Source organism: Aeromonas sp. FDAARGOS 1404, from assembly GCF_019047085.1.
Lineage (GTDB): Bacteria > Pseudomonadota > Gammaproteobacteria > Enterobacterales > Aeromonadaceae > Aeromonas > Aeromonas veronii.
In genome coordinates, this window is sequence record NZ_CP077237.1 from 4,253,694 (window position 1) to 4,265,576 (window position 11,883).

The 11,883-nt window shown below is 60.3% G+C and carries 15 protein-coding genes and 1 tRNA gene; 4 read left to right on the forward strand and 12 right to left on the reverse strand.

Annotated features, from left to right (window positions below):
• Positions 1–25: 25 nt before the first annotated feature.
• From I6L34_RS19740 to I6L34_RS19790, 11 genes are all read right to left on the reverse strand, one after another.
• Positions 26–901 carry a flagellar motor protein MotB gene (locus I6L34_RS19740; RefSeq protein WP_152985400.1) on the reverse strand — a complete coding sequence of 292 codons (876 nt, stop codon included), beginning with the start codon at positions 899–901 and terminating at the stop codon, positions 26–28.
• Positions 879–1,637, reverse strand: a complete 759-nt coding sequence (locus I6L34_RS19745; RefSeq protein WP_216955206.1) for a flagellar motor protein — start codon at positions 1,635–1,637, stop codon at positions 879–881. Before I6L34_RS19745 ends, I6L34_RS19740 begins: the two co-directional genes overlap by 23 nt.
• A gap of 388 nt (positions 1,638–2,025) precedes the next feature.
• A tRNA-Ser gene (locus I6L34_RS19750) sits at positions 2,026–2,113 on the reverse strand.
• Positions 2,114–2,258: 145 nt separating this feature from the next.
• On the reverse strand, positions 2,259–2,876 hold the full coding sequence (locus I6L34_RS19755) for a TPM domain-containing protein (RefSeq protein WP_075115886.1): 618 nt from the start codon (positions 2,874–2,876) through the stop codon (positions 2,259–2,261).
• A gap of 20 nt (positions 2,877–2,896) precedes the next feature.
• Positions 2,897–3,622, reverse strand: coding sequence for a YgcG family protein (locus I6L34_RS19760; RefSeq protein ID WP_005351128.1), 726 nt, complete (start codon positions 3,620–3,622; stop codon positions 2,897–2,899).
• On the reverse strand, positions 3,619–4,209 hold the full coding sequence (locus I6L34_RS19765) for a LemA family protein (protein ID WP_005346564.1): 591 nt from the start codon (positions 4,207–4,209) through the stop codon (positions 3,619–3,621). The genes I6L34_RS19760 and I6L34_RS19765 overlap by 4 nt, the downstream gene beginning before the upstream one ends.
• A gap of 85 nt (positions 4,210–4,294) precedes the next feature.
• Complete coding sequence (gene mepA, locus I6L34_RS19770; RefSeq protein ID WP_058057411.1) at positions 4,295–5,032, reverse strand: penicillin-insensitive murein endopeptidase; 738 nt, start codon at positions 5,030–5,032, stop codon at positions 4,295–4,297.
• The gene (locus I6L34_RS19775; RefSeq protein ID WP_058057412.1) at positions 5,026–5,931 is read right to left on the reverse strand and encodes an amino acid ABC transporter permease; all 906 of its coding nucleotides are present in this window, start codon (positions 5,929–5,931) and stop codon (positions 5,026–5,028) included. The genes mepA and I6L34_RS19775 overlap by 7 nt, the downstream gene beginning before the upstream one ends.
• Positions 5,931–6,752, reverse strand: a complete 822-nt coding sequence (locus I6L34_RS19780; RefSeq protein ID WP_216955207.1) for a transporter substrate-binding domain-containing protein — start codon at positions 6,750–6,752, stop codon at positions 5,931–5,933. Before I6L34_RS19780 ends, I6L34_RS19775 begins: the two co-directional genes overlap by 1 nt.
• Before the next feature lie 2 nt (positions 6,753–6,754).
• Positions 6,755–7,552 (reverse strand): amino acid ABC transporter permease, encoded by a 798-nt coding sequence (locus I6L34_RS19785; RefSeq protein ID WP_216955208.1) that lies wholly within the window; start codon positions 7,550–7,552, stop codon positions 6,755–6,757.
• Positions 7,545–8,315 (reverse strand): amino acid ABC transporter ATP-binding protein, encoded by a 771-nt coding sequence (locus I6L34_RS19790; protein WP_216955209.1) that lies wholly within the window; start codon positions 8,313–8,315, stop codon positions 7,545–7,547. Before I6L34_RS19790 ends, I6L34_RS19785 begins: the two co-directional genes overlap by 8 nt.
• A gap of 106 nt (positions 8,316–8,421) precedes the next feature.
• Between I6L34_RS19790 and I6L34_RS19795 the strand changes: the two genes are divergently transcribed.
• Positions 8,422–8,964: a hypothetical protein gene (locus I6L34_RS19795; protein WP_150389274.1), complete on the forward strand. Its 543-nt coding sequence runs from the start codon at positions 8,422–8,424 to the stop codon at positions 8,962–8,964.
• A gap of 249 nt (positions 8,965–9,213) precedes the next feature.
• On the forward strand, positions 9,214–9,462 hold the full coding sequence (locus I6L34_RS19800; RefSeq protein WP_013723828.1) for an RNA-binding protein: 249 nt from the start codon (positions 9,214–9,216) through the stop codon (positions 9,460–9,462).
• Positions 9,463–9,532: 70 nt separating this feature from the next.
• On the opposite strand, the gene I6L34_RS19805 is transcribed toward I6L34_RS19800, so the two are convergent.
• Positions 9,533–10,432, reverse strand: coding sequence for an aldo/keto reductase family oxidoreductase (locus I6L34_RS19805; protein WP_075115940.1), 900 nt, complete (start codon positions 10,430–10,432; stop codon positions 9,533–9,535).
• A 147-nt stretch (positions 10,433–10,579) separates the two neighbouring features.
• On the opposite strand from I6L34_RS19805, the gene I6L34_RS19810 reads away from it, so the two are divergent.
• The gene (locus tag I6L34_RS19810; RefSeq protein ID WP_033137628.1) at positions 10,580–10,987 is read left to right on the forward strand and encodes a helix-turn-helix transcriptional regulator; all 408 of its coding nucleotides are present in this window, start codon (positions 10,580–10,582) and stop codon (positions 10,985–10,987) included.
• A gap of 87 nt (positions 10,988–11,074) precedes the next feature.
• Complete coding sequence (locus I6L34_RS19815) at positions 11,075–11,776, forward strand: short-chain dehydrogenase (RefSeq protein ID WP_075115894.1); 702 nt, start codon at positions 11,075–11,077, stop codon at positions 11,774–11,776.
• Positions 11,777–11,883 lie beyond the last annotated feature (107 nt).

An 11,883-nucleotide genomic window follows, 5' to 3' on the forward strand; every position in this document is an offset into this window, starting at 1 on the left:
CCCGCGTGAAGCGGGAGCGGGGGGATCAGGGCTTGAGCAGTTGCAGCGACTCTTCTGCGGCCTTGCCCTGGGAGAGGGTGATATCGACCCGGCGGTTCGCCTGGCGATGTTCGGGGGTGTCATTGGCAAAGCGGGGTTGGGTGTCGGCAACCCCCTGAGCGATGACTCGTCTGGCATCCAGCTGGGGGTTAGCCAGCATAGTTTGCACGATGGAAGAGGCCCGCAGCACTGATAGCTCCCAGTTATTGCGATAAAGCTCCACCGGCGCCTGGGAGTTGTCGGTATGGCCGGTGACCACTACCTGCCCCGGGATATTGGCCAGAATGCCGGCGATCTTATGGACCAGCGGGACGAACTGGGGCTGCAGGAACGCTGAATCGGAGGGGAACAGCGCCTTCTCGCCGATGCGGATCACCAATTGACTGCCGAGTTGCTCGACCTCGAGATCCTTCGATTCAATCTGGGCCTTGAGCTGTTGCTCAAGCTTCTGCTTGGTCACCTGCACCCACTCCTGCTCCTTGGTCTTGTGGGGCCAGGCTTCGGTGGCGCTCGGTTTTTCAGAGGCACCTATGGTCTCGTTGAAGGGGTCCGATGCCGCCATGGGGGCATCTTTCTCCAGCACAGTCTCCTCTTTCGGGCTGCTCGGCGTGGTTTTTGATTCCGGCTCGAGAATCCCTGTGCCCCCCTGCATCAAGGGTGAGCCGGCAGGCGGGGAGATGAGGCCGATTTTACCCAGCGACTCGATAAAGCCCTGGATAAGCACCCGGGTTTCGGACTGCTTGGCCATGGCAAAGGAGTAGAGCACCACAAACAGGGCGAACAGCAGGGTCATGAAGTCGGCATAGGAGACCAGCCAGCGTTCATGGTTCTCCGGTGCTTCAGCCTTTTTCTTTTTGGCCACCGTGACCTCCCAGATAAGGTTCGAGGGTAACTTGCAGGCGCGCTTGGGATTCGCCATCCACGATGCAGAGAATGCCGGTCAGGGTCATCTCCTTGTAGTGGCGGATCTGGTGGGCAAACCCCTTGTAGCGGTTGCCGAACGGCAAGAAGATCAGGTTGGCTGCGGATACCCCGTAGATAGTGGCGATAAAGGCCACCGCGATGGCGCCGCCCAGCTTGTCGGGGGCATCCAGCAGACCCATGGCGTGGATCAGACCAAATACCGCCCCGACGATCCCCATGGTCGGGCAGTAGCCGCCCATGGCTTCATAGAATTTGACCGTCTGTTCGAGATCTTCCTGTTCAAATTCGATCTCGTTCTCCAGCACCTCGTGTATCTTGGTTTTCTCGTAACCATCAACCATCATCTGCACCCCTTTCTTCAGGAAAGGATCCTTGATCTCGTCGATCATCCCTTCCAGCGCCAGCATGCCGCTGCGGCGGGCGTTGCCTGCCAGGGTCTCCAGCAACTGGGCCTGTTCATGCATGTCGAGCTTGAGGGGGGAGAGCAGCCATTTGAAACGCTTCATGGTGTTGCCGACGACGGAGAAAGGGAACTGGGTCAGCGCAGCACCTATGGTGCCACCGATCACAATGAGGAATGCGGGCAGATCGAGCAGTGCACTGGGGTGCCCCCCCTCGATCATGTTGCCGCCAAGGATGGCGATCAACGCCAGTACCAAGCCAATCAAGCTCATTTTTTACTCGTCCCTGCATGTTGATAATGGCTAGTGTAGCTACTTAAGTATCAGTTTTTCAAAATGAAATCCAATCGCTGAGCAATTAATGGGCGCTGGGTAACGTCCATAAAAGAAGGCGTGTTGCGGTCATAAGATGGCATTGCAATCATCTTGTTGCTCCTGTTGTCACAGGAAGGATCGCTTGTCGGGTGGGGCAATCACAAAAGCAAGGTAGGGGGCGGGAGCTGGCAATACGAAAAGCAGTGATGTTCCATCAGGGCTTTGCAAACCGGGGGATGAGTGCGTGGATGACCCGCCGCTGCGTGGCTCTGGCTCACTTGTCGGCATAGGTGTTTGCGTTTGCCGGAAAGCAAAAAACCGACCCTGAGGTCGGTTTTTTTAAATTTGGCGGTGAGGGAGGGATTCGAACCCTCGATACGTTGCCGTATACACACTTTCCAGGCGTGCTCCTTCAGCCACTCGGACACCTCACCAAATTTTCGTTCGCTGCGCTGTTGCGCTGGAACGGGGCGTAATTTAGGGGAAAGGGCTGTGTGGGTCAACCTCTTTTCCCCTTATTTTTCATAATCTTTTCCGAATGCCTAACCCTTGTGCAGAATGCCGATTTTTTAAACCGGATCAGGGCTTGTCGAGGATGATCAGACTGTCCGGCAGCTCGTTTTGATCCCGGGTGGCCGGGAAGGCATCGGTCAGAATGGCACTAACGCGCTCCACGCACTCCAGAAAACCCTGTTCGATCTCCTTGTTGCGCACTCGTGCCACGAAGTCGTTGATGATCTCCTGCCACTGGCCATTGTCGATATGCTGGGCGATGCCGTCATCCACCAGTATTTCTACATAGTGCTCGGCGGCCGAGACGAAGATCAGTACCCCGAGCCGGTCGCGGGTGCGGTGCAGCCCCTGCTCGACAAATTGCAGGCGGGCCATCAGGGCCGCCCGGTGCTGGCGAACCTTCTTCGGGATTAGCCGCATCTTGATGGGGGTCCAGTGGAACAGCAGGCTCAGCAGCAGCCAGACTGACCACTGCACCAGCAGGATTTCGTACCAGCCTAGCCAGAAGCCGAGCTGGAACACCAGCAGCGGGGTGAGCATCGCCAGCAGCGCCGCCCAGAGGGTGGGAATGTAGCGATAGCCATCGCTGGCCGGGGCCAGCACGGTGACCAGTTCAGCATCAGTCTCTAGCTCCGCTTCGCGCACCTTTGCCTGAAGCGTGTGGAAGAACTGTTTAGAAATCATGATTTGTCTCTTTACTCCTGTTACCAGCCACCGGAGGCTCCGCCACCGCCAAAACTGCCGCCGCCACCGCTGAATCCGCCGCCGGAGCGACCACCAAAGGAGCCGGCACCCAATCCACCAGCCATGTAGGTCGACCGACGTCGTCCTCCCGGCCCACCGCCACCCCCCCCGCGCAGGTTGTGGAGCACGATCATCGCAATCACCACCAGAATAAACAGCCAGGGGCCGCCACCGTTGTCACTCTTTGGCTGCTCGACCGGCTGATATTCTCCGGCGAGTGCCTTCATGATGCTCTGGCTGCCCGCCATGATCCCGGCCACCATATCGCCGCGCTTGAAGGCGGGCAGGATGCGGCCATGGATGATGTTGGCGGCGATGGCGTCGGGCAGGGCGCCTTCCAATCCATAGCCTACCTCGATCCGCACCTTGCGCTCATCCTGGGCGATCAGCAACAGCACGCCATTGTTCTTGCCTTTCTGGCCGATCCCCCAGTGGCGACCGAGCTGGTAGCCGTACTCCTCGATAGTCTCCCCATCGAGGCTGTCGACAGAGACCACCACCAGCTGGATACCGCTGCGCTTTTCAAAGGCGGCCAGTTGCTGGGTCAGTTGATGGGCCTGTTTGCGGGACATCAGACTGGCTTCATCCACTACCCGTCCGCTCAGCGTCGGGAAGTCCGGTGCCGCTTGCAGGGCACTGGCCCAGAGCAGCAGACAGGGAAGAAACCAGCGCAGCATCATCTTCATTGGAAGCTGACCTTGGGCGCCTCATCGGCACCGGGTTTGGCACTGAAACTGGGTTTGGCTTCCAGATCCGAGTAGAGCAGCTTGGACCAGATAACGCCGGGGAAGGTGCGGATCTCGGTATTGAACTGGCGCACCGCCTCGATATAGTCGCGGCGAGCCACCGAGATGCGGTTCTCGGTTCCTTCCAGCTGTGCCTGCAGGGCAAGGAACTGCTGATCCGCTTTCAGCTCGGGGTAGCGCTCTACCACCACCATCAGGCGAGAGAGGGCGCTGGAGAGCTGGTTCTGCGCCGCTTCAAACTCCTTGAGCTGGGCAGGATCGCTCACCTGCACGCTGCCGACCCGGGCACGGGCATCGGTGACCGCTTTTAGGGTCTCCTGTTCATGGCTGGCGTAGCCCTTGACGGTGGCGACCAGATTGGGAATGAGGTCGGCGCGGCGCTGATACTGGTTCTCCACCTGCCCCCAGCTTGCTTTAACCTGCTCATCCAGGGTCGGAATGTTGTTCATGCCGCAGCCGGTCAGGCCGAGCAGCAGGGTCAGGGTCAACAGGCTCTGCGTGGTTCTGCGCCAGAGTGATGTGGCCATCTTGTTGTTCTCCTTTGGTATTTCGAGTCGATAGTGCGCCATGGATGGTGTACGACCAAGAGTGCATCACCATACCAGCTTGGGGTCAGTTGCCACAACGCGCAGGTAGCTCGGGTCGCTTGTTGATGCCGGAGACCTTGGGCAGTTGGGGCTTGTCTTTGAGCCAGGAGGCCAGCTCTTCCCCGCAGCCATTGCCGGGCGGAATGGGAGCCTGGGGTTCACAATCGGGGCTGCCTACCGGGCAGCGCAGCCGCACGTGGAAGTGGCTGAAGTGGCCCACCCAGGGGCGTAGCTTGGCGACCCAGGGTTCGTTACCAGCCTGTTGGCAGACCGCGGATTTGATCACCGGATTGACGAAGATGCGGGCCACCTCGGGCTTGCTGGCTGCCAGCCGCAGCAGGGTGAGCTGCTGCGGGCCAAAGCGACCCGGCAACATCTTGTAGCTGGGTTCGTCGATCAGCGCCCACTCCTTGGGGGCATCCTGCTCCCATTTGCTGATGGGGCGGTTGGCCATGCGAAACCAGATATCGGCATCAAGGCCAGTCTGGTGGCTGCGATGGCCGGAGGTAAAGGGGCCGCCACGGGCCATCGCCAGATCAGCGATGTAGAGATCCGGCAGCCCGGCCATGCGGGTCTGGTTGGCCAGCGCTTGCAGGTAGTGGATGAGGTCGGGGTGGCCGTAGTAGCGCAGCCGCTTGGTGCGGATCACCTGATAACCAGGCCCTTCGAGGGGAAGGGATACGCCGTTTTTCAGGCAACCGGCGGCATAACCGCCGATAGCTTCCGCTTGCAATACGGTCGCCATCAACAGGGACGTCAGCATGTGCGTGCTCCTTGTCTTGTTTCGAGTCGGCTCAGCAATACGAACAGACTCAAACATATAAATAAATAGGCTGCGGCTACCAGCAGCCAGATCTCGTAGACCAGCCCGCTGGAGTTGGCCATCTCGGTGCCGACGAAGGTAAGCTCCTGCACCGAGATAAGGGAAACGATGGCGGTATCCTTCACCAGCGCAATGAGCTGGCCGGTGAGGGGGGGGAGCATCAGCAGCATGGCCTGCGGCAGGATCACATGGCGCAGCCGCACCCAGGGGGAGAGCCCGAGGCTCTGCGCCGCCTCCCACTGGCCACGGGGGATGGCGGCCAGCCCGGCGCGGACGATCTCGGCGACGAAGGCTGCGCTGATCATGCCAACGCAGAGGGTGCCTGAGATGAGGTTCTCCCAGCGGGCTGGTGGGCCAAACAGCGCCTCTTGCCACGGGGAGAGTGATACGGTGCCGAGCCAGCGGGAGAGGCCGCTCGAAGGCAGCAGCTGGTTGGCGATAAAGAAGTAGAAGATGAAGATAAAGACCAGCGGCGGCAGATTGCGGATCAGCTGGATAAAAAGGGTCGCGGGCATCACCAGCCAGGGGCGGCGGCTGAAGGCGGCTACCCCCAGCGCAGTGCCGAGCAGCAGCGCCAGCACCATGCCGAGCAGGGCGATGCGCAAGGTGGTGAGCAGACCGCTGAAAAAGTAGGGCAACTCGCCGTGAGGGCCGGGGGTGAACAGCAGGTCGAAGGCCTCATGCCAGCGCCACTGATAGGCTACCCCGATGTGCAAGCGGCTGGCCAGCCAGAGGCCAGCCAGCAGCAGGATCAGGGCGATCACCCCATCCAGCCAGTTGATGTTCCGACATGCCCCACGGACGATGCGCCGGATGGTCTCTTTTAGAGCAATCAGCATCAGGGGTTGGCGACCTGCGCTTCCCACGCCAGCGACTTGAACCAGTAATCATGGCGCGCCTTGAGCCAGCCATCGGCCTGACGGGCTGCGATCCACTCGTTGAACTGCTCAGCCAGGGCATCATCCCCCTTGCGCAGGGCAAAGCCTTCATCGCCTTGTGCCAACGGCTCGGCAAACGGCATAAAGAGGGCATCCGGGTGGCGCAGCGCCTCTTGCTCGGGTTTCGGGGAAGAGGAGAGGGCGCCGTGGGCGCGGCCGTTCAGCACCTCCTGAAATACCTGTGACTCGTCATCAAACTGGCGCAGGGTGGCCTTGGGGAAGTGTTCTTTTGCCACCTGTACCGGTGAGGCGCCACGACGTACCGCCAGGATCACCCCGCGCTGGTTGAAGTCCGCCACGGTTTTCTTCTCTTTGGCCATGGTGCTGGAGGCGGCCAGCTGCACCCCCGAATGGGAGTAGGCCTGGGTGAAGCGCACGCTCTTCTCCCGCTCGGGGGTGATGGTGAGGCCGCCGATGATGACGTCATATTTTTTCGCCAACAGGGAGGGGATGATGCCATCCCAGGCGGTAGGCACGAACTCTACCTGCCAGCCGTTATCTGTGGCGAGGCGACGGGCCACGTCAATCTCGAAACCGATCAGGGCCCCCTGCTTGTCGCGCATCGCCCAGGGGGCGAAGGTGGACATGCCGACCCGCAGGGTACCGCTCTGCTCGATCTGTGCCTGGGTGTCGGAGGGGGCAGTTTGTGCCAGTGCCGGAGTGAGCAGGCTTGTCAGTAGCAGGGCAGCGCCCGACAGGATGGTCTTGAATGACAGATTCATGGTTAGCGTCCTTGTTGATCCGGATTCAGGTGACGGGCCAGCGCCCGCGAACAGGCTGACAGCGTCAGGGTTAACAGCAAATAGAGGGCAGCTACGGTAAACCACACCTCAAAGGTCAGAAACGTATCGGCAACCAGAGTACGCCCTTCGTTGGTCAGATCGAAGATGGCGATCACACTCACCAGCGCCGAATGTTTGATAAGGGAGACCAGCTCGTTGGTCAGCGGCGGCAAGGTGATGCGCACCAGCTGGGGCAGGATCACCTTGCGCAGGGTGATGGCCCGTGACAAGCCAAGCGACTGGGCTGCCTCCCACTGTCCTTTGGGAATGGCCTGTACACCTGCACGCAGCACTTCGGCGGTGAAGGCCCCCTGATAGAGGGAGAGGCTCAACACGGCGCAGGCAAGGGGGGCCAATCCCAGCATGGGGCCCAGCAAGAAATAGAGAATATAGAGCTGCACCAACTGGGGCGTGGTGCGCACCAGCGCCAGATAGGCGATGGCGAGCCAGGGGCCGAGCCTGGAGGGGTGCAGCCGCAGGCTAACCACGCACAGACCGACCGCCATCGTGCCCAACAGACTGAGCAGCGCCACCTGCAAAGTGACCAGCAGGCCGTTTAGCAAGGGGCCGGCATAAAAAGTTCCCTCATCCCATTCGCCGAGAAAGGGCAACACCCGCGGCCACTGCCACTCATAGCCCATCTGGCGAGCGCCGCTATAGAGCGCCCAGCCCAGTAGCGCAGAGAGCATCACAGTGCCTGACAACCAGCCGAGCAGGCGGGGGCGATTGAGCCTAGCCATGATAGCTGAGCACCTGTTCGAGGAAGGTCCGGGTGCGCGGGTGTTGGGGGGCGTTGAACAGCTGGGCGGGCGGGGCCGACTCGATGATCTTGCCCTCGTCCATAAAGAGCACCCGATCCGCCACCTGACGGGCAAAGCCCATCTCGTGGGTGACGCAGATCAGGGTCATCCCCTCGTCAGCCAGCTCGCGGATCACATCGAGCACTTCGCGGATCATCTCGGGGTCGAGGGCTGAGGTGGGCTCGTCAAACAGCATCAGCTCGGGTTGCATGCAGAGGGAGCGGGCGATGGCGACCCGCTGCTGCTGGCCGCCGGAGAGCTGGTGGGGGTACTTGTCGGCCTGTGCCTGAATGCGTACCCGCTCAAGCAGCCCGAGCGCCCGGGCTTTGGCCTCCTGAGGGCGCAACCCCAGGGTATGCACCGGCGCTACCATCAGGTTTTCCAGCACCGTCATATGGGGGAAGAGGTTGAACTGCTGAAACACCATGCCAACCCGACCTTGCAGGCGGCGCAGGTAGGAAGGGGTCACCGGCTCGCCAAACAGGAACAGCTGGCCGCCGTCGATCCCCTCCAGCCCGTTGATGGTGCGGATCAGGGTCGATTTTCCCGAGCCTGACGGGCCACAGATGACCCACTTCTCTCCACGTTCAATGGTGAGATCGATGTGATGAAGAGCCTGAAAATCGCCATAGAATTTGTCAACGCCACAAAAGCGCACACAGGGTTGCGAGCTGGTCAAGAAGCGGGTTCCACTGAGGATCATTTACGCCATGGTATTGATTTTATAGGGGGATGACAAAGAAAACCCCCTTGTCAGCATCCTGATGGCTATTCACAATGGCGCCATTTCGTGATGACAGGAGCTTTTCATGCGTATTACATCCTTGCTTGCCGGTTCCCAGGTGCAGCTGTTGATGCCGCCAGCGGTTCGCTATCGCTGCGTCATTTTTCTGTTGTTGCTGGTGAGTTGGGGCGTGGTGGCGGCCTCCTTGTGGGATGGTTGGGGCGCCATGGCGCTGCTCAACTGGGTGGGCGTGGTCTTTGGTGGCATCACCGGGATCATGGTGTCGCTGCCCCGCAGCTGGCAGCCCTGGCGCCTGGCGGAGCTGGGGTGGGATGAACAGCATATCTATTTGCTCAATGGCAACAAGGATGAGGCGTTGGCGCTGCCCCGCAACCAGCTGGTGGCGCTCGAACGAGAGAGGCGAGTGGGTCACGACGGCCAGTGGCTCGACTTCAGCCTCGATCTGCAACTGAGTGAAGAGGAGCTGGCGGCGGCCATGGCCTTGCTGGATCTCAAGGCGGGGGAGCTGCATCTGGTGAGCCCGTCTGTCTATCGCTTCGGCTTTAAACGGGCCTGGCACGGTCGCCGGATGCTGGCGCAACGGTTGTCAGATCTGCTATCGGCCTGAGTCGACTATTTTCTCGACAATTCCCGGCAAAGCTCAGATACTGCCAGTGACTCGAATTGATCTTGTCTGCACTGTTAACCCAAGAGATCAATCACTTGACGACAGTGTGGAGAAGGCCACGGCATGAAGCCATGGCAGGTCCGGCATAGGGGTTGTGCCCTTACCGTTATGCTGGGAATTGCATAGAGAAGGCACCTTGAATCGAGAGTGGATGGCATGAAGATTTACGTAGGAAATCTGTCGTACCGGATGACGGCCGACGAACTGAAAACCCTGTTCAGCCAGTTTGGACAGGTCGACAAGGTTGATATCATCATCGACCGTGATACCGGCCAGTCAAAGGGGTTTGGTTTTATTGAAATGCCGGTCAATGGTGATGCCGAAAAGGCCATCGCTGGTCTGCATGGCACTGAGGTCGGTGGCCGTACCATCACCGTCAACCAGGCCAAACCGAAGACAGATGCTCCCCGTGGTCGCCCGCAACAGCGCCACCGCTAAGGTGCCTCGGCAATAAAAAACGGCATGGGTTTCCCCCATGCCGTTTTTGTTTCTGGACGTTTTGCTGTGATCAGGGGACGTCGTAACCGAGCGCCGCCTTGCGGATGCGGAACCACTGCTGGCGATTGAGGACGATGGATTCGGCGGCCACGGCGGCAGCAATCCGCTCCCGTTTGCCGGAGCCAATCAATGGCAGCGGCTGGCTTGGCAGCATCATTACCCAGGCGTAGACCACCTGCTCGATAGTCTGGGCGCCCACTTCCTGACGGATCTGCGCCAGTTCGGCACGCAGCGGGGCATAGGCGTCATCGCTGAACAGTCGGCCGCCGCCGAGACATGACCAGGCCATCGGCTTGATGCCAAGCTGCTGGCACTGATCCAGGGTACCATCGAGGGTCGCTTCCTGATGAAGCGGCGAGATCTCCAGCTGGTTGGTGACCAGCGGGAAGGGGAGACGCGATTGCAGCAGCTCGAACTGACGGGCGGTGAAGTTGGATACCCCGGCGTGCTTGATCTTGCCCGCCTGTTTCAGGGTGATAAAGGCGTCGGCCATTTCATCTGCGTTCATCAGGGGATCCGGGCGGTGGATCAGCAGCAGGTCCAGATGGTCGGTGCCGAGCTTGCGCAGCGAGGTCTCGGCGCTGGCGATGATATGGTCCTTGCCGGTGTTGTAGTGGTTGAGAGCATGCTCCGGCTTGGCGGTGAGGGCGATACCGCACTTGGTGACGATCTCCATCCGGCTGCGCAGGGAAGGCTCGAGGCGCAGGGCGTGACCAAAGGCCTCTTCGCACTGGTAGCCACCATAGATATCGGCGTGATCGATGGTGGTGACCCCCAGATCCAGATGATATTTCATCAGATCGAGCAGAGCGGCCGGAGAGAGCTGCCACTCCATCAGGCGCCAGTAACCCATGATGAGGCGAGAGAAGGTGGGGCCTTGCGGATGCAGGGCGACACGGGATACAGACATGGTTGACTCCTTGAAAAACACGGTGCGAAAACGATGTGCAACATAGATGACTGCGGGCATCTTGGCCTCATGTGGCTGGCAAAGCAATAATGGGCAGTGGCATGATTCGAACTTTGGTTCTGAGCGCAGAGTAGGAGAGATAGTTGGATGGAAGGATTTGCCGAGCGCTTGCAGAGCCTGATCGGGGAGATGAGCGTGAGCGCGTTTGCCCGCAAGGTGGGGCTCAGTGAAGCGCTGATCCGCAAATATTTGAAGGGAGCCGAGCCTGGCCTGGCGCGGGCCAACCAGATCGCCATGGGGGCCAACTGCTCGCTGGAGTGGCTGGCAACCGGCTGCGGTTATCTCTACCGTCAGGCGGAAGTGGTGGACAGGGAGGCGCTGGCTGCGGCGCAGCAACTGCTGGGCGAGCAGCAACCCGGGGTGGGGCTGCCCGATGAGGAGGCGCTGGTCACCCTGCTCGCCTACTACCAGTTTTTGCGCACCCACAAGAAAGCGGACGGTTTTCTCGACTTGGCGCTGGCGCGGGAGTTTGGCCGCCATCTGGGGGAAGCGTGATGAGGAGCATATTACCCTTTGGTCGTGTCACGGCCGGTTGATTATTCTGATACGCTCTAAGCAAGATAACTCTCCATGGAATGGGCGATGAGCTACTTGATCCTCGGAAGCGGTGCGCTGGGCTCGGCGCTGGCAAGAGAGCTGATGGCAAGGGGGGAGTCCTTCCTTCTGGCCGGGCGCACCTATCCAAAAGGGATCGAGATGGGGGCCTTCTTCCCGCTGCAAGAGGTGGACGCCATCTCGTTCGACGCCCTGTTTACCCTCTACGACACCGATCCGCTTCCCACTGTGGTGATCAACACCATCGGCCTGTTGCACGATGTCAGCTTTATGCCAGAGCGGCGGGTCGAAGAGGTGCACCCCAAGTGGCTGTGCGACAGCCTGCTGGCCAATGCCTGGCCAACGCTGGCACTGGCTGCCCGTTTCAGTCGGTTGATGGGCAATGATCATCCGCTGTGGCTCTGTGCCATCTCCGATCTGGCGGGCTCCATCACCGCCAATCTGGAGGGGGGGCGTTACAGCTACCGGATGAGCAAGGCGGCCCTCGACATGGGGGTGAAAACTCTGGCCCTCGAGTGGGCGCAACGTTTCCCGCAAGCGGGGGTGGTGGCGGTGGCGCCCGGCTTGATGGACTCCCCGATGAACACCCCCTTTCTGAGCGAGTTGCCTGCGGAGCAATTGCAGGAGCCTGCCGAGGTGGCGGTGAAACTGCTCAATCTCATCAAGGGGTTATCGTTGACCCAATCGGGTCAGCTACTGGATCTCAACGGTCAGCCGCTGCCTTGGTAAATCCCGCCTGCGGGTTTTATGGACGTCTATTGGCTTCACATTCTGCTCATGCGCCCCTTGCCAAGCGAGGGGCGCATGGCTAACGTCACTCTCCTGTTTCAGGAGGG

What these genes read in the sequence shown, in the direction of transcription:
- I6L34_RS19745 (WP_216955206.1), bottom strand. Translation starts at nt 1,637, where the DNA reads ATGAGCTTGATTGGCTTGGTACTGGCGTTGATCGCCATCCTTGGCGGC.
- I6L34_RS19755 (WP_075115886.1), bottom strand. Translation starts at nt 2,876, where the DNA reads ATGATTTCTAAACAGTTCTTCCACACGCTTCAGGCAAAGGTGCGCGAA.
- I6L34_RS19760 (WP_005351128.1), bottom strand. Translation starts at nt 3,622, where the DNA reads ATGAAGATGATGCTGCGCTGGTTTCTTCCCTGTCTGCTGCTCTGGGCC.
- I6L34_RS19765 (WP_005346564.1), bottom strand. Translation starts at nt 4,209, where the DNA reads ATGGCCACATCACTCTGGCGCAGAACCACGCAGAGCCTGTTGACCCTG.
- mepA (WP_058057411.1), bottom strand. Translation starts at nt 5,032, where the DNA reads ATGCTGACGTCCCTGTTGATGGCGACCGTATTGCAAGCGGAAGCTATC.
- I6L34_RS19775 (WP_058057412.1), bottom strand. Translation starts at nt 5,931, where the DNA reads ATGCTGATTGCTCTAAAAGAGACCATCCGGCGCATCGTCCGTGGGGCA.
- I6L34_RS19780 (WP_216955207.1), bottom strand. Translation starts at nt 6,752, where the DNA reads ATGAATCTGTCATTCAAGACCATCCTGTCGGGCGCTGCCCTGCTACTG.
- I6L34_RS19785 (WP_216955208.1), bottom strand. Translation starts at nt 7,552, where the DNA reads ATGGCTAGGCTCAATCGCCCCCGCCTGCTCGGCTGGTTGTCAGGCACT.
- I6L34_RS19790 (WP_216955209.1), bottom strand. Translation starts at nt 8,315, where the DNA reads ATGATCCTCAGTGGAACCCGCTTCTTGACCAGCTCGCAACCCTGTGTG.
- I6L34_RS19795 (WP_150389274.1), top strand. Translation starts at nt 8,422, where the DNA reads ATGCGTATTACATCCTTGCTTGCCGGTTCCCAGGTGCAGCTGTTGATG.
- I6L34_RS19800 (WP_013723828.1), top strand. Translation starts at nt 9,214, where the DNA reads ATGACGGCCGACGAACTGAAAACCCTGTTCAGCCAGTTTGGACAGGTC.
- I6L34_RS19805 (WP_075115940.1), bottom strand. Translation starts at nt 10,432, where the DNA reads ATGTCTGTATCCCGTGTCGCCCTGCATCCGCAAGGCCCCACCTTCTCT.
- I6L34_RS19810 (WP_033137628.1), top strand. Translation starts at nt 10,580, where the DNA reads ATGGAAGGATTTGCCGAGCGCTTGCAGAGCCTGATCGGGGAGATGAGC.
- I6L34_RS19815 (WP_075115894.1), top strand. Translation starts at nt 11,075, where the DNA reads ATGAGCTACTTGATCCTCGGAAGCGGTGCGCTGGGCTCGGCGCTGGCA.